A 17,341-nucleotide genomic window follows, 5' to 3' on the forward strand; every position below is an offset into this window, starting at 1 on the left:
CTTTGGGTGTTAAAAAAATGACAAGGTTATACGAAATACCTAAACGACCAGATATACTTATCGTTAATCCAATTATGCATACGTATATGAAATGCTCGAATTACATAACGAAACTAGCGCTACAATACGTGGCACCGGAAGACTTTCACCAGTATTCAATAGACGAATTTTTCATGGACATGACGGCTAGTATTCATTTGTTTGCAGCTAGTCCGTACGAATTTGCACTAAATTTTAAGCGTGAAGTCTACGACCGTACGCGTATTATATGCACAATCGGTATTGGTCCCAATTTATTAATGAGTAAGGTAGCACTGGATAGTGAGGCAAAGCGGAACAAAACCGGGATTACACAATGGACGTACGACGATATACCCGAGAAGTTATGGAGCATAAGGCCGCTTAGTAAATTTTGGGGTATATCGTACAAAACAGAAGCGAAGTTAAACCGAAAAGGAATTTATACAATCGGTGATCTAGCGAACTATCCACTGAAATATTTAAAACAAAACTTCGGGGTACTCGGAGAAGAATTACACTTACATAGTAACGGTATAGATTTCAGTCGTATATCGGAAAAACATATCCAGGCGGAAAAATCTATCGCTAAGAGCCAGATATTATTACGTGATTATATGATAGATGAGATTCCGATCATTTTGCTCGAGCATACAGAAGAAGTGTGCTATCGATTACGCATGCAAAAGAAACTCGCTCGAACAATCCACCTTTCGATAGGTAGCAGTAAAGGGTACGGTGGTGGCTTTAGAAAAACGCACACGTTCAGCCGGCCGACCAATTTAACGATGGATGTGTATCACGTTTGTACATATTATTTACACACACTATACACTGGTGAGCCAATTCGAACGGTTCGTATATCACTAACGAATCTAGTCGCAGAAGGTGAAGAACAGATGTCGTTATTTGATAACGTAATACAACGAGAAAAAGAAATGAGACTTACGCAGGTCATGGATGAAATTAGAACACGTTTCGGAAAAAATAGCATTTTACGAGGTGTTTCCTATACAGAAAATGCAACTGCGAAATATCGAAACACACTACTAGGGGGACACAAATCATGAATAACGCAAATATGCCAAAAGGAAGAGGTATGGTAAAATGGCAGCCGTTTGCAAGTATGCCGGAACAATTTGCCGGTATAAGAAGAATCATTAGAGAAAATGCAAAAGTGTCACGACCAATCGTAACGCAAGACTCCCAGGAACGAATTGAGAATCGTCTACTAATGTCGTTATTAACCGAAGAAGAAATATTAATTACATACTATGAGGATGGTTACGTACTTACTAGTTATATGACCGTTGTCGATATTGATCCTTTAAAAAAAGAAGTAATATGTACGGATGCATTTCATTATAAGAAGAGGTTTACATTTATCGATGTAATTGATATTGAATAAGGGATATTGAAATGACATGAAGCTTCATACTTGCTGTACACTAGGTGAATTAGAAGAAACTCGTTTTGTGCCTTTCTTCTATTAGCCGACGCCTTCACGACGGATGTGCCTCAAAAACTTCAGGTCTACAAAATGAACATTTTACAGGATGTAAAACGCGTTGAATGTATTTGTATTACTTCGAATATACGTACTCAATTTCGCTGATAAATCTCTAGGGAAAACGACTATAAAATAGGAAATAATAGGTTTAAAGCGTAAAAGAAAACTGCCTGTAAGGGCGGTCTTTTTTTACGCTTCTATATCTTTTTCCGCTGCTACCACTTTATCTCTCCACAACACTAGTAGTTTTCTAAACTCAGGGGTCTCAATTTTACATTGGTTATTTGGGGGACTCATAAAAAAGTTAATAGCACTTGTATAATTAGGTTCGATGTAGACAGCTGCCACGTTCCCCTCTATTTCATATTGCGGGAATTTTTTATCTACTACATTATCTAAAATCTGTATATATTCATCTGCCTCATCATCTAAAATATCTTCTAGAAAATGAGAAATAATAGGAATTTCTTTTGGCAAGCGTATTCTTAATCCACCAAGCCCATCACGATAAAATTCATATGTGTATTTCATTTTTTCACTCCTTGTATAAACAGGATATGCGGTTATTATCTCATTATTTTTTATAATCATTTCTACTCTATCCCATTCTTTAGGGAAAATAAAGAATGAGTTGTTTTTGTTCCGCCAGGCGTTTGAAAAATCCGCGCAAAATTTAAAACTTCGGGTCTAATTTACGAGATAATACGCTAGGTTTTATGATATGTAAGCCGTTTTGAATGCATTTGTATTGCATAGGGTTTACATACTTAATTTCGTTGGGAATTCTCTGGGGAAAACGACTTTAAAACATAAGATAATGGGGGGAATGTGAAATAATAGCTAGAGCTGACTTCTATAAGAAGTCAGCTCTAGCTATTATTTCAATTCTTTATTTTTCTCTTTTTTAAATTCTTTTTGTTTATCTAGCCAAATATGAATTAAATCTACTAATTCAATCGTTTCTATCTCACAAAAATCTCCCTTACCATCTTCAGCCAAATTGTCTAGGACAGTAGTTGTATCTTTCCGAATTTCTAAACCGCAAATGTTTCCATTTACTACTACGTAATTTTCTTTCCCATTTAAAACACTATGTATTTCTTCTAAAATCCAATCTCCAAACACAGAAACTTCAACGCCTAAAAAAGTCTCAATAAGTTTAATTTCTTGAGGAAGCCTCATAACTAATTTTCCGTTGGTAAGTACTTCAAAGCTATATGGATATTTCATTACTATTGTACTCCTTTATACTAAAAATAAAATTTATTCCGATGGGAAAGCAGAGATGATTTTCCCATTTCCATCTATATACATGCTAATCTTTATACCATCTGAACCTATTCCAGAATATGTGTTACCAAATTCATAAGTTCTATTATTATATGCTTCATTTTATAGTTTTGATTGTCCCGATTTTTAAATTTTAATAGTTTTTTTTATGTTTTTATAAAGTAAATAAAAAAGTTCAAACCCTTGGTATGGTTGGGTTTGAACTTCATAAAAAGATATGACCCCGGAGAGGCTCGAACTCACGACCTCCACCCTGTCAAAATAGCGTTTGGTATTAATTATATGTGATGGAATGGGAGAGAAGTGCATGAAATCAAGGTTTTACTTCTCTTCCCAAACATCTGTTTTTACTCTAATTTACTCTATTTTATATAAGTGTGTGGTCAAAAATGTGGTCATTGTGGTCAATGCGTGGCATCGTTTTTCTTTTGTTTCATTGCCTGTTCGAAGTTATTCGCCGCGTTCTCTTGCATATCAGGTAGCACATGACTATAAATGTCCAATGTAATATCAACACGACTATGTCCAAGACGCTCAGAAACGACTTTAGGATTTTCACTAAGTAATAATAAAATCGTTGCATGGGTATGTCTTAAATCATGAAAGCGAAGCTCTGGAACATTGGTCTCTTTTTTCATCCTTGCAAAATGTCGCAAAAGATTTCGTGGGTCAATGGGTTTCCCATCCTCTGTACAAACTATGAGGTCATTATCGATATAACCAGGGCCAAGTAATAGTTTGTATTTATTTTGTTCAGAGCGGTGCTTTTTTAACGCTGAAATGACTTCTTCAGTAATTGTAATCCGCCGCTTAGATCCTTTTGTTTTTGGCTCTTGGAAAACTAGTTTTCCATCCACTCGCGCTAATGTTTGTCGAATACTTACTTTAGCTTGTTCCAAGTCACAATCCCTCCAACGTAGCCCTAGAATCTCACCGCGACGCATTCCAGTATAAATAGCTAAAACATAAGCGATATGAAGACGCTCATTCTCGGTATGTTGAAGAAATTGATTGGCTTCTTCTAATGACCAAGTTTGAATATCTTTTGTTTCGATACGAGGAGGGTTGCACAAGCTCCATGGTGTTTTGACTGATTAGTTTCCAAATGACAGCTTGTTTAAAAACTTTTCGTAATACACTGTGCATTGTTCGTACATAATCAGGGCTTAATCCCTCACCTTGTACCATATCCTTATAGAACTTTTGTATAATCTCAGGGGGTATTTTGTTCAGCTTGTAATGTCCTATAGCTGGAATAATACGCTTTTCAATTAAATCTTTTCGATTATGAAAAGTAGAAGGGCGGAGGGATTGGCTAGCGATAAGGTCAAGCCAATCCATGAGAAGATCAGCCACTGTTTTTTCAGTAGGTTCAATGTAAGTCCCTTTATTGAGTTGGTTAATTAATTCATTACAAGATTTTTCAGCCTCTTTTTTTGTTTTGAAACCTGACATCGTTTTTTGTTTACGTTTCCCGGTAGGATCTTTTCCTAAATCAACAGTAAAAGACCATTTGGTACCGCGCTTTCGAAAATATCCTTTCATTTCTAACGCCTCCTAAGTTTCACTGTGCAATTAAACACGTTTTTGAAAATATATCCTGCAGGCGACTAGCTAATAATTGATTTTCATAATGTAAGAAACGTTGCTTTGCAATTTTAAATGAAACATTAAAAGTTTGTGCGATTAGACATATCGTCTCTATTTGTGTTTCAGGGAAATCCAGTTTTCTCAACATAAAAGTAGGAATGCAGAAATGTAACATGAAACTTTTAGCTTTAGCTTCCTGATAGTCTAAAAACATTTTCGGCACATGTAACTGATTTCCTACATGAAATAGAACATGACATAGTTCGTGGCTAAAATCTTCCCAACGATGGTAAATATCCTTTCGACTATCGATAATAATACTAGGTAAATCATCTCTACAAATAGCACGACTTCTGAATGGTGCGAAATGCAACCAAATATTTAATTTTTGAGCAATCGTTATCATATCAATTTGTTCAGGAACAAAGATAGATAGTGAGTGGTACAATTTCTCAATATAGTCTTCGATTTGTGTTGTGTAGTAGGATTGTGTTTTATGCATATTGTTTCACTCCATTACTAATTATACAAACATATGTTCCTATTATAACAAAAAAGAAAAGCCACGAAGTGACTTTTTTGTAAAAACATCCTATATATTTAGCTAATCTTCCCAGCTATTTCATCTGCAAATGCAGTATTACAATTAATAATTTAAAACTAGAGTGAAATTCATCAACTATAGTCAATGAGTAGACCTAAAAAAATATGCATTGAAAAGTGCATTTATATATACCCTATTCAATTAATGTTGTTTCTCCCCAGGCTTACGGTTTTTCTCCTTAGCTTTAATGAACTCCCAAAATTGTTTAAGTTCTTCCTGTTTTTCAGGAGAAGCATCTTTGATGTCTTTGAACCAAAGACCTAAATTTGGATCTGTTAAAGGATTATCAATAGTAGCATTCTTATCGGTATTTTTTACTGAATCTCGTCCTAGGAGATAATCAGCTGAAACCTCGAAAAAATCTGCAAATTTATTTAAGGTGTCATAATCAGGTTTTCTGTTTCCATTCTCATATCCAGATATTGTGGATTCTGCAAGATTTAATTTTTGACCTAATTCTTTCATAGTTAGTTTGTTTGTTTTTCTTAACTTTCGTAAACGTTCTCCAATCATAGGAATCCTCCTATTCATCTTCTAAGTTTAATTATACTTTGCAAAGTGCAAAATTTAAAATGAATTAATAAAAACTTTGCAAAACGCGTTGGCACTTTTTGTTATGCGTAGTATATTTTGTTTAACAACACAAATTGCAAAGTTTAGGTGGTGATAAAAGTGAACGGACCAAAAGAGATGCGTATGAAATTGGGAATTAGTATTGAAGAAGCTGCAAAGAAACTTGGCATTTCGGGTGGATATTTATCGCAAATTGAAAAGGGCCAACGTCAAGTAAGTACTGAACGAGCAGATCAAATTGCAAAACTATATGGGAAGAAAAAAGAAGAGATTTTTTTACCTACACGCTATTCAGTTTGCAAAGTTTCAGAATGATAAATAGGAGGTAGAAGATAATGTCAAACAAAACAATCAATGATTATCCATTAGTTCTTACAGCAGTTCATGTTTCGGAAATTCTTGGAATTTCTAAACGTGTTGCGTACGAAATTATGGAATACAAGGATTTTCCACTGGTTCGTGTCGGACGTCAGAAAAGGGTAGGGCGCGATGCATTTTTCAATTGGTTAGAATCACGTTCTCAGCAAGCTATATAAATATTGTAATGGATATATTTGTAACAAACAAATACCGATTTAGGTACAAAAAGGGTGAGGGAAATGTATATAGGAAAAGAAATAGCGTCGGTACGAAAACGAAAAGGTTATACGCAGGAAGAACTTTCATCTAGTATTCCAGCTAGTCGTGAGTCACTAGCGAAATATGAAACAGAAAATCGCATTTTACCGAAAGATATGCAAAAGCATCTTTCAGAAGCACTCGATGATCCACAATTCTTTTTCCAAGTGTGGGGAGAAGCGGCTGGAACAGTTAGTATTCCATATTTAGACGGAGAATATATAGATCAGCATCCTACTAGCATGAAGTACATGGTTCAAAAAGAAACGGCGGAGGCTCTTGAACAACTAGAAACAGTTTGTTGGTTTAAACCTCCTCAAGCTTTATCAGATTTAGAAAAACAAGAAATGAATAAAGTTATGCATGAAATTTTAGATGCGGCGGCATCGATGACAAATTTAGTAGCTGTTCTTTGTGAGCGGCATGATTTTTCAATGAAAGAGGTTTTTAAATATTGGAGGTTGTCCTTAAGGGCAAGGCGGTATACAGAAAATTAATTGAATGATTTTTGTATAGAAGGACTGAGGCGAAAGGAGAATACAAATGACAGTAGATTACAAAAATCCAAGTTTAAAAGAGTACAAGGAACTTATTCGTTATGATGCAAAGCTAACTGGTGAGATGAAAATTGCTAAAACATTTGCTGATAATAGAAAGTTTGAAGAGTTAAATCAAGAGAAGAAGTTAGTGGGTATTCGTATCAAAATTATCGAAGCGTCCTTCACTTTAAAGCATAAATGGGCAAAAGAAAAAGCTACCGCCTAGACAACAGTAGCTCGCAATAAATTCGATAAAGCAATTATAACATTTTATTATTTGTTTGGACAAGCACTGTGCTTGTCGTTATGACTAGAAAGGGATTGTTACCCCCATCCCCTTAAAAATGATTCTCCTTTCTGGTTGTAACGATGCGTACAGCATCAGTTTAAAAAGAAATGAGGTGTAATCTATGACAGCGAAATACAATCGCCTTCATGATCTTGTTCTTCCAGGAGATTTTTCATTTGCGAATAAACTTCACGACTGTATGATTGCATGCATTAATAACATGTTTAATGCGAAATCAGTTGAAGAATCAAATCGTTGGGAAGATGAACTTAATCGATGCGCTGAAGAATTTAAAATGCTTCGTGATGCAAAAGAAGAACATGAGGTATCGAAAAGCTATCGAGTAATAATCAAAGGTCTTCAAGCAAAGGGAGTTAATGTCTCCTTAGTAACTCGCAGAAAATAAAAAAATCTATCGCTTTGCCGAGCGATAGAAGAAAGTTACTTTTCAAATTTAACTTAGGTTAATTATACCAAACTGATGTTGGTATAACAATGGAGGGTGCTACATGCTTTTGGACAAATCATTACATAAAGTGTTGCTGAATCCAAAATTACTTCAGCAATCGACATCAGAGCAGCACCTTATTTATTTAGTAGAACAATATTTAAAAAAGCTTATAAAAATTATCGCTTATTACGTATAGAAGACGGATTTGCGATATGTAAACGGGAGGATGAATAACATGGCAATTTTCAGACCAGTACAAGTTTCATTTTGGCAGGATGCAAAAGTTATTGAAGAGATGACTCCGGAAGATAAATTATTTAATCTGTATCTTCTTACAAATCCATGTACTACACAAATCGGAGTGTACCAAATCACCAAAAAGCAAATGGCTTTTGATTTAGGTTACTCCATGGAAAGTGTTAATTCACTCTTAGATCGTTTTGAAAATCACCATAAATTAGTTAAATATAATCCAGAAACACGCGAACTAGCGATTATCAACTGGGGGAAATACAACCTTAATAGAGGAGGTAAACCAATTGAGGATTGTGTTCGCAAAGAACTGGATGGGGTAGTTGATATTAGTCTTGTTAGTTTAGTCGCTCCAAAAGTTAAAAATGATAAAATCCGTGCTATTTTTGAAGAATTCCTTGCTAACGACGATACGTCAACGACAGGTGGGCAAGAAAAAGAAGAAGAAAAAGAAGAAGAACAACAACAAGAAGAAAAATGCGCGAACGCGGAAGAAGTTGTTGAAGTTAATCCAATTTCTTTTTATGAACAAAACTTCGGAGTTATTTCTCCTTTCATCGCAGAAGGAATTCTTGCATGGGTTGATGATTTAAATGCAGAGCTAGTTATTAAGGCAATGGAAATCGCTTTAGAAAAAAATACAAGAAACATGTCTTATGTAAATTCAATTTTGAGAGATTGGCATGTTAAGGGCTTTAAAACAGTAACGGATGTTGAAGTAGCCGACAAAGAGTTTCGTGCTAAACGAACAACACAAGTAAACCAACAACCAGCACAACAACCTGTCGCTATGTCTGAATCTACTAAGCAAGTATTACAACAACAAGAATCATGGCAACGAAACATTCCTACAGACGAAGAACTTGCAGTACTTAATCAACAGAATGGATGGATGCAATAATGAGTAACGACATCATTCGTAATGTAGAGGCGGAACAAAGCGTTTTAGGGAGCATTATTGTTGAAGGAGATTTAATTAAAGATTGTCAGTTAAATCCAAATCAATTTTCTCTTCCAACGCATCAAGTTATTTTTAAGACGATGAAAGAACTTGATGATGCTGAAAGTCCTATAGATCTTGTAACTGTAGTTGAAAAATTAGATAGCTTTTTGGACCAAATTGGTGGTATTCAGTTTTTAGTTAATTTAGCCGAAGGCGTTTCGACAACAAAAAACTTTTCATATCACGAAGGGCTCGTAATAGAAGCATAGAAAATGCGACATGCTCAAGAGGTTGCTGGTGATTTATATAACCGTCTTCAGAAAGACAAGGATATTAGTGCAATCAGCAATACAATCGATGAACTAAATGCGATAGAGGAAACGGGTTATTCAGGTGAGTTTGATTTAAAAGAAACGCTTGTTGGGCTATATAAGAAGATGCAAATCGATGTTGGCGATTTAACAGGTATAAACACTGGATATAACGATTTTAATCGAATGACTTCCGGATTACAGACAGGAGACTTAATTATTGTTGGCGCACGTCCAGCAATGGGAAAAACGGCGTTTGTACTAAACGTTGCTTATCATGCTGCAAGTTCGGATACAGCAGTTGGAGTCTTTTCACTAGAGATGGGAGAAGAACAATTGCTCAAGCGAATGATTTCTAGTGCTGGTAATGTTGAGGCAACCAAAATGAAAAACCCTAAGAAGCTTTGCAATATCAAAGATTGGGAAAATATTAGTCAAGCGATGGGGCTGATAAATAATTTACCGCTGGAAATATACGATAAAGCAAATGTAACAATGCAAGAAATTTATGCAAAGACCAGAAAACTAAAACGTAAACATCCAGATAAAAAGGTATTAATAGCGATTGATTATTTACAGCTTATTGTTGGTGATCCAAAGCATCGAGGAAATCGTATGCAAGAGATTGGTGAGATTAGTCGTAAGTTGAAATTGATGGCCAGAGAATTAGATGTATGTGTAGTTGCTTTATCACAATTAAGTCGTGCTGTTGAGAGCAGACAAGATAAACGTCCTCTGTTATCCGACTTACGTGAGACAGGGCAAATTGAGCAAGATGCTGACTTGATTGCATTTTTATATCGTGAAGATTATTACGATGCTGAAACAGCGAATAAAAGCATAACTGAAATTATTCTGGCCAAGCAGAGAAATGGGCCTGTCGGTACAGTAGAGCTGGCATTCATTAAAGAATTTAGTAAGTTTGTTAACTTAGAACGTAAATTTAATGAGCAGCAGGAGGCCAGATGATGTTATTACGACGGGAAGTTGAAAGAAGAAAATTGTTTATTATTCGTAAATTACTAGACTTAGGATTATCTGAAATAAACGGACAAACATTAGACCAATTAACGTTAACGCAGCTTGAAGGGATTTTAGCAGCAAGCTTGCAAGTGCTGGAGGGAACAAAAAATGATTCTAACAAGAAATTGGCGTAATGGAGATACGATTCATCTCAAACGTAAAAAATTTAATGATATCCTACATGCCGTACAGGATTTAGAAAAAAGAGGATATTCATGTGTTCATCCGATTAGATCGTTAGTGCAGCGGCTGAGGGAATTCATTCATAAGCGAACGAACGGAAAGATTAGTACAGCTAATTATAGTTTTAAACAAACGGATGCTGATACTTGCTATGTTGTGATGATGAAAAAAGAAAAGAGTGAAGATTATGAAGCAGCTAACGATTTTTGATGTTGAGCCTGTTGTTTCATTTGATCTTAATAAAGCGAATGTTCATCGATTGAATTCAAAATTACGTTTTGTTGATGTAGTCGTGCAAATACCTCGTCAAGCCAAAGCAATTGATGAATTGAAACCAACGACAGCACCAGATGATCGTTATGAATTATTTGAAGAGTACGCAATTGGGGTTTGGCGTTATAAACGAGCTGAGGATAAACAATTTGAGTGGGAAGAAGCGGAAGAAATGTGTAGGCGAGCAAGGGATAGTAAAAAGCCAATTTCGATACGGCTTCACTTATCTATTGAACAACCGTTCATTCCAGAGAATGTTGTGCAATATTTATAGGCAAATAAAAAAGCCGGGATTACTCCCGACATAATTATTCGACAAAGTAATTATAACACAAATAGGAGTGGTTCCGGTGGCAATTATTAAGGAAAACATTGCAGAAATGAAGGCTGAAATTTCATTAGCGGAAAATATGATTTATGTTGTGAAAGATGGACAAGTTCATCCAATAGAGCCACCCACAAGTGGTCACGGGGAACAGTCCTTTGTATATAAAAGTGGAAAAGTAACTCGTATGGATGAACGGAAAACGCAGTTGATTTAATACCAAATTTGAATTTTGTATAAAAATTAAAGAAGCCTATACTTCAATATAGTATAGGCCGAGTGACTAAAATTAATCGGTTATTAATTTCGAATAAATATTTAAATCGATAAGCTTCCCAGCTGATTTTTCGCTTTTTCTTAGAGTCCCTTCAAAAGTGAATTGTGATTTTTGTAATACTTTTATGGAGTTCACATTTTCAGGTTCAACTTTTGCTTCGACACGATTTAGTTTCAGATGTGTAAAAGCGTAATCTAATAGAGCAGAAATCGCTTCAGGGGCATAACCTTTGCCCCAAAATGTTTTCGAAATATCATAACCAATCTCTGTTTTTGAGTTTTCGAAATCCAAGGAATTATAGCCACATGAACCGATAATTTGATTAGATTCTTTTTCAATAATAGTAAAACGGAGAGATTTGTTATTTTGAGCAAGTTCATTGAGAAAATGAATCATATCTTTCGCTTGGTTTTCATCAGTGAAATTACTTATATTCATGAATTTTGTAACGTCAGGATCAGACCATATTTTAAACATGCTTAATGAATCAGATTCCTTCATTTGTCTTAAATGTAATCTTTGTGTCTGTAATTCTGTAATCAATACTTTTACCTCCATTATGTTGTTGTGATGGGTAGATTAAAAATATTGATATCTGCGCATAATTCAGTCCCTTCTGGATTAGTTAACTTCTATTATATAAGAAATTACTAAATTGAACAAAAGCGTTATTTTAATCGAAATGGGGGATGCGGAGATGAAATAAGACCGCTCCTTTTATGAGAACGGTCCTGAAAGAAGCATTTGTTGGAGGTCGCTACGAATAGCTAACAATGTCTTCACCAATAAGTATGGACAATATTTTTACGTCTATACACAAAAAAGGCAGGCAACAATTAAGTTACCCGCCTGTTCTTAAACGACACGGAGGAGAGAGCTCCGTTTTGAAAGAGTACAGCCGTAGGGAAGCCGGCTCAGAGGTAGTATGTGTAATACAAAAAAGATTATTCGTAAAGGAGAATGAGAGATGGAATATATTGAAAAAGCAACTAAAGACATTAAAGAGAATTGGTTTGAAGATCATGTGTCTGAAATTCAAGGTGAAGAAGGATTACAGGTTATTTATTGGGGCAAGCCTGGGACGAATATGTATCGCACTAAATTTGCTCTTTCAGGATATAACGTGTTTGTTTCTGGTGATATTGGTGAAGCGGTGTACAACCTTACATGTCCAGCAACATTAGAAAATATCAAAGGATTCGATTTAGGGTATTTTACTGGAAAGTTAACGGCTTTTTGTGAAGAACGTTGGAATTTCGATGAAGAAAAGGCTAAAAGGGAACTTGATGAATATTGGAAAGAATACGATATGAATGAAACAACAGAAAGCGGACAAGAAGTATATGATCGCATTATTTCAGCGATTGATGAGAGTTCATCTATGGAAAGTTACCACTTTTGGTTAAGTGATGTTTATCATAATAGCTCATTAGATTCTGACACGATGGAAGATGTTTGGAATTTCGGTAAAAGGTTACCGCGTTGTTTAATTGGTTACTGGTTAGGATTGCAAATGGCAATTGAACAATTAGAGAAAAACAAACCTGCAGTAGAAGCAGTGACTGTATAACAAAATAGTTATTTTGCACAACAAAGCAGCTAGCTCAATTAGCTAACTACTTGTTGCACAAAAGAAGCGCCGCGCTTACAGCAATGATTTGTAACCTAAAGTTACAGCTATAGTTTAAACGGGAGTTGAAATATTATACGGGATTGAAAGAACCTAATAAAACTTAACTTGAGAACAAAAACTTTGTCCCACTAAATAGAGGAGAACAGCTTTTAAAGCTATTCTCCTAAACAGAAGTGGGGTAAACCAGAGAACCTCTCAGATGACAATTAATCAAGCTCTACAAAGGTAGTATGTACTTACATTGAAAATCTATACAACAAAGCAGCTGGCTCATCAAACCAACTGCTCGGTTGTCACAACTGTCTCTTAAGGAGTTAGAATTTAGCGTGATTTCACGGTAATAGAATTATGGCTGGTGGCCTATCTATAATTTGCACGATATTTGAACAAGTATTCACGAATGTTAGAGAAATTAATAAAAATTTCATTTTGTAGAGAAATGAGGAGATTCGATTGGGGTTTTATAAAGATGATTTGGTAATGGTTATTCATCCGGATTATCCAGAACTTCAAGGATTAGCAAAAGTTACAAAGGCATCGGAAGAAATAGCGTTAGTTTGGATTTACCTTTATGTAGATAATAGCGAGCGGTTTGCTCATATCGAATTTTTAAGACATGCAACAGATGGAGAAATAAGAGCAGCTAGCAAAAGCTAACTGCTCAGCCCAAGGAGTAGGGAGAAAGAGTTTAGGTATTACAAATATGAGTTATGGCTATTCAGCCTACTTATAGCATTAACGGGATTTGGAATTTTATTCAAACAACCAAAAGAACAGCTAGCTAAAGCTAACTGCCCTCTAGGGATGGGAACTAACACTGCTTGAGATTCATTTAAATGAGTTATGGCTATCGCCTATATACATTATATACGGAATATTTAGATTTATTCAAAAGGCTTATAATCTACAAATTATATTATGATAGTCGTTATTTCCCATACTGCCCAGAAAAGAACTAAAAATTCTAGCGAAATCCAAAGTGCTTTTTTCTCAGGTTTTTGAAATTCTTTTATTAAATAAAAAACAGCACTAATTGCTATAAGAATGAAAAGAACGATTTCTATCATATCTGGCATTTTAATCACTCCTAATTATAAGTTGAATTCATTATATAACGAATTTTAAATATTTAAATGATTAGCAATGAGAATTAAGCAAAATTTAAACAAAATAATCCTTTTATAAATTACCCAAAAAGAAGAAAATGGTATAATAGATACAATTGAATTATCAGTCCTACTGGAAGAACCAGCGGACATCGAACTGCAAAGAGCGTTAGCAATATTGCTCTGTAGTTTGATGTCCGCTTTTTTTATTTCATTAATAAAATAGACAAGGAGTGTTTATATATGACTCAATTAACTTTCTTGCCAAAGATTGATCGTAAAGCAACGCAGGCACGTTTAGAAAAGATTCTTGAAGACGTTCGTATTTATAGACAGTTTGGGATGATTAGAAATGAGATGAAGGTTACAGCTTCTTGTGAAGTAAGATATTATGGCCCAACAAATGTTGTAGGCAAACCAGCTGAGGATGTTGCTTTGGCTAATTTAGAATTGAGTAAACGAGAAGAGAGATTGAAACGTCTATCTTTTCAGATTGATAAGGCATTAAGTCGTTTCAGTAAGAATCAAAGGGACATTATCGTAAAACGTTATTTAGAAGATGAAGAAGTCTTTGATTACATGGTCTATAACGAGATTGGCATGAGTGAGCGTACATATAGACGTAATCAGTCCAATGCTTTTTATAAACTAGCTTTTGCTCTTAGATTAGAAGTATATGAGGCAGAAGAACATTACGGAGGGGATGACCTATGAACTTTGTCCAACCTATTCGAGATCCAGAGCAAATACAACAAATTAAAGAATCCCTAAAAGAAAAGAGTGAACGTAATTATATTCTTTTTGTAATGGGGATTAATACAGGGTTACGTATTAGTGATATTCTCAAATTGAAAGTAGGAGATTTAAAGAGTAGTCATATTTCGATGAGAGAAAAGAAAACAGGTAAACAGAAGCGTATTCAATTAACGCCATCATTAAAAAGAGAATTACGTTGGTATATTGAAGAAAGAGAAGACAATGAGTATTTGATTAAAAGTCGAGAAGGAAAGAATAAACCGATTGGGCGCAGCATGGCTTATAAAATACTTAGAAGCACAGCAGCAGAGTTTGGATTAAAAGAAATAGGGACTCATACATTACGTAAAACATTTGGATATCATATGTACATGCAAACAAAGAATATCGCTTTGCTTATGGAGATATTTAATCATTCATCTGAAAGAGTTACGTTAAGATATATTGGTGTGAACCAGGATGCAATGGATAAAGCGATGACTAAGTTTAAAATCTAGTCATCGCTTTTTATTTATACGGCTGAGCAGGAAGAAGACAAAAAGTATCGAATGAATGTATTTAAATAGTACTGTTTGCTTTTGGTATGAATATTAGTTAAAGATACGTTAATTACATTCCAATCTGTAACAAAAAAAGGCCATTAAATAACAGAGGGAGCAACTTACATGGAAAATATATTAAAGGTATCGTCAAAATCAAGTCCAAATTCAGTTGCAGGTGCAATTGCAGGTGTACTAAGAGCAAGTGGTAATGTAGAAATCCAAGTGATTGGAGCTGGTTCTTTAAATCAAGCGATTAAAGCAATTGCTATTGCAAGAGGTTTTGTAGCTCCTAGTGGCATTGACTTGGTTCTTGTTCCAGCGTTTCAGGAGGTTTCTATCAATAATCAAGAAAAAACAGCGATCAAATTAATTGTAGGTCCTAGAAAAAAAAGGTCCTAATAGAGAGCGTTAATATAAGGGAATTTTAAAAGGCCGATAGAAATCGGTCTTTTTCTTTTTTATTTATAATTAACCATTATTATTGTATTGTGTAACTCAAAATAGAAAGCCTTATAAAGTTAAGAATACCAAAGGGTTCAGCGATTGGATCAGTTACACAAAATATAAGATATGGATAATTCATTAGAAGAAAATACATAAGAGTAACAGATGAGGAAGAAGAAAAATAAGTGGCAGAGTTGTGACCGCTTTTTGGCAGGGAATGTGCCGGTTGTTTTGGATTCAACGTGATATATTTGTATTGTGAGAGTGGTGGAAAACACGGCTCACACCTACGTTTATATAGATCGTCACCAAATGGATGATGGTTGTGGGTTGAATGGATTGCCGTTTCATATAATTCACAGTGATTTGCGTGACATGCTTTGAAAATGAAGAAGGGCTTTTGCTCTTCTTTCAGTCGCTAATGCAGAGACACATGTATTAGGGAAAGACATATACTGTTTAGCGGTTGAAAGAGGCGTGAAAACACCTTAACCAAACTAAATGAAATATGCGATACACAAACACGACTTGTCTATTTTAGAAAGCTGTTATTCTGGTGAATAGCAGTTTTCTGCTTTTTAAAAGTAAAACTTCATTTACCGTATTTATAGCAGGAGCAACTGATATGTGGTTGCTCCTTTTTATTATGGAAAAGTTACATAGTTTTGTAGAGGTGGTTGAATGGCAAAAAATATGCAAAGCACTTTTATAAATCAACAGCATGGAAGAAGTGTAGAGCATTATACATAGCTACAACATTAGATGGAATGTGTGAGCACTGCAAAGAAGAGCCTGGATACATCGTTGACCATATTGTAGAAATCACACCAGATAATATAAACAATCCAGATATAACATTGAATCATGAGAACTTACAATACTTATGCTTACCTTGTCATAATACAAAGACGTTTGGTAAGTCTGTATTGATTAGAGAAGATGTAATGTTTGATAGCAATGGTGATTTGATTAAGAGGGATAGAGATGGATGAAAATGAAGGATTGGTATTATATAACAGATGTGAATTTATTATGTAGTAAATTCTTTAGAATCTATCCAGTGTTCTTGCTAGAATTTAAAAAAGACACCTTTTAAATTAAGAAGGTATCTTTTTTGTAGGATAGAAGTGTTTATAGAGGTACTGGACTTGTAAATGGAAGTCTTGCTGCTGCAAAGTTTACTGTTAGAGATGGAGGTAATTGACTAATTACACCACCATTAGTACTAAAGAAGGTGATGGTCACGATATCTCCTGCATGCAGTCCGTAAATAGTAGAAATATTTAATCTTGTATTGAAACCTGAATCCGGTGTAGTTTTCATATCAGAAGCGACGGTAATACCATTGACTTGCACATTTAATTCAGTACTATAGATAACTGTCAAATTTTGTGGAAGGAACAAAACACCCGCAATAATTGAATATATTCCATCTTGGCTAGGGCTGAAAGTATCAACACCGTTATACTCATTTCCGAAATCAAATTGTTCGATTTCAAAAGTAACAGTTACAGTAGCATTATCAGCAACATTTTGGGAGGATTGGTTTTTATTAGCTCTAAATGCAGATTCTATTATACCTGGCGCTGGAGGTCCTGGTATTCCTTGTGGACCTGGTATTCCTTGTGGACCTGGTATTCCTTGTGGACCTGGGGGTCCTTGTGATCCTTGGGAAATCGGACAACTAACAGGATTAGGAACAGGACAAGGGACCGCAGAAGGGTTGGAATTTCTTCGGTTATTTGGAAACATAAACAATCGAACTCCTTTATACAATACTTATAATATATG

Annotated in this window: 26 protein-coding genes and 3 pseudogenes; 20 read left to right on the forward strand and 9 right to left on the reverse strand. The window is 35.1% G+C overall.

All coding sequences use genetic code 11. The features are described 5' to 3' along the window. Together KFD70_RS11885 and KFD70_RS11890 are read left to right on the forward strand one after the other, a co-directional pair. Positions 1 to 1,088, forward strand: a 1,088-nt coding sequence (locus KFD70_RS11885) for a Y-family DNA polymerase (protein WP_431613199.1), incomplete at its 5' end; no start/stop codon positions are given. After that, complete coding sequence (locus KFD70_RS11890) at positions 1,085 to 1,426, forward strand: YolD-like family protein (RefSeq protein WP_336452843.1); 342 nt, start codon at positions 1,085 to 1,087, stop codon at positions 1,424 to 1,426. The genes KFD70_RS11885 and KFD70_RS11890, both read left to right, overlap by 4 nt. Before the next feature lie 291 nt (positions 1,427 to 1,717). Here KFD70_RS11890 and KFD70_RS11895 read toward each other — a convergent pair whose 3' ends face one another. The 6 genes and pseudogenes from KFD70_RS11895 to KFD70_RS11925 all read right to left on the reverse strand — a co-directional run bounded on the left by KFD70_RS11895 (position 1,718) and on the right by KFD70_RS11925 (position 5,525). Next, the gene (locus tag KFD70_RS11895; protein ID WP_336452842.1) at positions 1,718 to 2,059 is read right to left on the reverse strand and encodes a hypothetical protein; all 342 of its coding nucleotides are present in this window, start codon (positions 2,057 to 2,059) and stop codon (positions 1,718 to 1,720) included. A 345-nt stretch (positions 2,060 to 2,404) separates the two neighbouring features. After that, positions 2,405 to 2,758: a type II toxin-antitoxin system toxin gene (locus KFD70_RS11900; protein WP_336452841.1), complete on the reverse strand. Its 354-nt coding sequence runs from the start codon at positions 2,756 to 2,758 to the stop codon at positions 2,405 to 2,407. A gap of 33 nt (positions 2,759 to 2,791) precedes the next feature. Then, a pseudogene (locus tag KFD70_RS11905) lies at positions 2,792 to 2,920 on the reverse strand (EndoU domain-containing protein); the annotation flags it as partial. A gap of 302 nt (positions 2,921 to 3,222) precedes the next feature. Next, positions 3,223 to 4,363: pseudogene (locus tag KFD70_RS29440) on the reverse strand (site-specific integrase). Between the two features lie 19 nt (positions 4,364 to 4,382). Next, on the reverse strand, positions 4,383 to 4,910 hold the full coding sequence (locus tag KFD70_RS11920) for an ImmA/IrrE family metallo-endopeptidase (protein ID WP_336452838.1): 528 nt from the start codon (positions 4,908 to 4,910) through the stop codon (positions 4,383 to 4,385). A 243-nt stretch (positions 4,911 to 5,153) separates the two neighbouring features. Beyond that, on the reverse strand, positions 5,154 to 5,525 hold the full coding sequence (locus KFD70_RS11925) for a helix-turn-helix domain-containing protein (protein WP_336452837.1): 372 nt from the start codon (positions 5,523 to 5,525) through the stop codon (positions 5,154 to 5,156). 159 nt (positions 5,526 to 5,684) lie between these two features. On the opposite strand from KFD70_RS11925, the gene KFD70_RS11930 reads away from it, so the two are divergent. From KFD70_RS11930 to KFD70_RS11985, 12 genes and pseudogenes are all read left to right on the forward strand, one after another. Beyond that, positions 5,685 to 5,900: a helix-turn-helix domain-containing protein gene (locus tag KFD70_RS11930; protein ID WP_336452836.1), complete on the forward strand. Its 216-nt coding sequence runs from the start codon at positions 5,685 to 5,687 to the stop codon at positions 5,898 to 5,900. 20 nt (positions 5,901 to 5,920) lie between these two features. Then, the gene (locus tag KFD70_RS11935) at positions 5,921 to 6,121 is read left to right on the forward strand and encodes a helix-turn-helix domain-containing protein (RefSeq protein WP_336452835.1); all 201 of its coding nucleotides are present in this window, start codon (positions 5,921 to 5,923) and stop codon (positions 6,119 to 6,121) included. A gap of 63 nt (positions 6,122 to 6,184) precedes the next feature. Then, positions 6,185 to 6,700: a helix-turn-helix domain-containing protein gene (locus tag KFD70_RS11940; protein ID WP_336452834.1), complete on the forward strand. Its 516-nt coding sequence runs from the start codon at positions 6,185 to 6,187 to the stop codon at positions 6,698 to 6,700. A gap of 46 nt (positions 6,701 to 6,746) precedes the next feature. Further along, positions 6,747 to 6,968 (forward strand): RNA polymerase subunit sigma, encoded by a 222-nt coding sequence (locus tag KFD70_RS11945; RefSeq protein WP_336452833.1) that lies wholly within the window; start codon positions 6,747 to 6,749, stop codon positions 6,966 to 6,968. Between the two features lie 184 nt (positions 6,969 to 7,152). Then, positions 7,153 to 7,437: a hypothetical protein gene (locus KFD70_RS11950; protein ID WP_018764090.1), complete on the forward strand. Its 285-nt coding sequence runs from the start codon at positions 7,153 to 7,155 to the stop codon at positions 7,435 to 7,437. 103 nt (positions 7,438 to 7,540) lie between these two features. Further along, on the forward strand, positions 7,541 to 7,678 hold the full coding sequence (locus KFD70_RS11955) for a hypothetical protein (RefSeq protein ID WP_336452864.1): 138 nt from the start codon (positions 7,541 to 7,543) through the stop codon (positions 7,676 to 7,678). Between the two features lie 39 nt (positions 7,679 to 7,717). After that, the gene (locus tag KFD70_RS11960) at positions 7,718 to 8,635 is read left to right on the forward strand and encodes a DnaD domain-containing protein (protein WP_431613200.1); all 918 of its coding nucleotides are present in this window, start codon (positions 7,718 to 7,720) and stop codon (positions 8,633 to 8,635) included. Next, positions 8,635 to 9,957: pseudogene (gene dnaB, locus KFD70_RS11965) on the forward strand (replicative DNA helicase). Before KFD70_RS11960 ends, dnaB begins: the two are co-directional and overlap by 1 nt. Further along, on the forward strand, positions 9,957 to 10,145 hold the full coding sequence (locus tag KFD70_RS11970) for a hypothetical protein (protein ID WP_098100898.1): 189 nt from the start codon (positions 9,957 to 9,959) through the stop codon (positions 10,143 to 10,145). Before dnaB ends, KFD70_RS11970 begins: the two are co-directional and overlap by 1 nt. Continuing rightward, a complete protein-coding gene (locus tag KFD70_RS11975; RefSeq protein ID WP_336452830.1) occupies positions 10,120 to 10,404 on the forward strand; it encodes a hypothetical protein in 285 nt (94 codons plus the stop codon). The genes KFD70_RS11970 and KFD70_RS11975 overlap by 26 nt, the downstream gene beginning before the upstream one ends. Continuing rightward, on the forward strand, positions 10,379 to 10,741 hold the full coding sequence (locus tag KFD70_RS11980; RefSeq protein WP_336452862.1) for a cell division protein SepF: 363 nt from the start codon (positions 10,379 to 10,381) through the stop codon (positions 10,739 to 10,741). The genes KFD70_RS11975 and KFD70_RS11980 overlap by 26 nt, the downstream gene beginning before the upstream one ends. Positions 10,742 to 10,817: 76 nt before the next feature. Then, positions 10,818 to 11,009 carry a DUF3954 domain-containing protein gene (locus KFD70_RS11985; RefSeq protein ID WP_174101889.1) on the forward strand — a complete coding sequence of 64 codons (192 nt, stop codon included), beginning with the start codon at positions 10,818 to 10,820 and terminating at the stop codon, positions 11,007 to 11,009. A gap of 72 nt (positions 11,010 to 11,081) precedes the next feature. Here the strand turns inward: KFD70_RS11985 and KFD70_RS11990 are convergent, their stop codons facing one another. Then, entirely contained in the window at positions 11,082 to 11,612 is a 531-nt protein-coding gene (locus KFD70_RS11990; protein WP_336452829.1) for a GNAT family N-acetyltransferase, read from the reverse strand. Positions 11,613 to 12,036: 424 nt separating this feature from the next. On the opposite strand from KFD70_RS11990, the gene KFD70_RS11995 reads away from it, so the two are divergent. Beyond that, entirely contained in the window at positions 12,037 to 12,639 is a 603-nt protein-coding gene (locus KFD70_RS11995; protein ID WP_336452828.1) for a hypothetical protein, read from the forward strand. 516 nt (positions 12,640 to 13,155) lie between these two features. Then, positions 13,156 to 13,359 (forward strand): hypothetical protein, encoded by a 204-nt coding sequence (locus KFD70_RS12000; protein WP_336452827.1) that lies wholly within the window; start codon positions 13,156 to 13,158, stop codon positions 13,357 to 13,359. 254 nt (positions 13,360 to 13,613) lie between these two features. Here KFD70_RS12000 and KFD70_RS12005 read toward each other — a convergent pair whose 3' ends face one another. Continuing rightward, positions 13,614 to 13,778 (reverse strand): hypothetical protein, encoded by a 165-nt coding sequence (locus tag KFD70_RS12005; protein ID WP_336452826.1) that lies wholly within the window; start codon positions 13,776 to 13,778, stop codon positions 13,614 to 13,616. A gap of 273 nt (positions 13,779 to 14,051) precedes the next feature. Between KFD70_RS12005 and KFD70_RS12010 the strand changes: the two genes are divergently transcribed. The 4 genes from KFD70_RS12010 (at position 14,052) to KFD70_RS12025 (ending at position 16,542) form a co-directional block, all read left to right on the forward strand. After that, positions 14,052 to 14,522, forward strand: a complete 471-nt coding sequence (locus tag KFD70_RS12010) for an ArpU family phage packaging/lysis transcriptional regulator (RefSeq protein WP_336452825.1) — start codon at positions 14,052 to 14,054, stop codon at positions 14,520 to 14,522. Further along, positions 14,519 to 15,061, forward strand: coding sequence for a site-specific integrase (locus tag KFD70_RS12015; RefSeq protein ID WP_336452824.1), 543 nt, complete (start codon positions 14,519 to 14,521; stop codon positions 15,059 to 15,061). The genes KFD70_RS12010 and KFD70_RS12015 overlap by 4 nt, the downstream gene beginning before the upstream one ends. A 168-nt stretch (positions 15,062 to 15,229) precedes the next feature. Continuing rightward, positions 15,230 to 15,505 (forward strand): stage V sporulation protein S, encoded by a 276-nt coding sequence (locus KFD70_RS12020; RefSeq protein WP_241815924.1) that lies wholly within the window; start codon positions 15,230 to 15,232, stop codon positions 15,503 to 15,505. A 722-nt stretch (positions 15,506 to 16,227) separates the two neighbouring features. After that, complete coding sequence (locus KFD70_RS12025) at positions 16,228 to 16,542, forward strand: HNH endonuclease signature motif containing protein (RefSeq protein WP_336452823.1); 315 nt, start codon at positions 16,228 to 16,230, stop codon at positions 16,540 to 16,542. Positions 16,543 to 16,681: 139 nt separating this feature from the next. On the opposite strand, the gene KFD70_RS12030 is transcribed toward KFD70_RS12025, so the two are convergent. Beyond that, entirely contained in the window at positions 16,682 to 17,302 is a 621-nt protein-coding gene (locus KFD70_RS12030; RefSeq protein ID WP_431613201.1) for an exosporium leader peptide, read from the reverse strand. Positions 17,303 to 17,341: the final 39 nt, after the last annotated feature.

Source organism: Bacillus pfraonensis (assembly GCF_050768835.1).
Lineage (GTDB): Bacteria > Bacillota > Bacilli > Bacillales > Bacillaceae_G > Bacillus_A > Bacillus_A pfraonensis.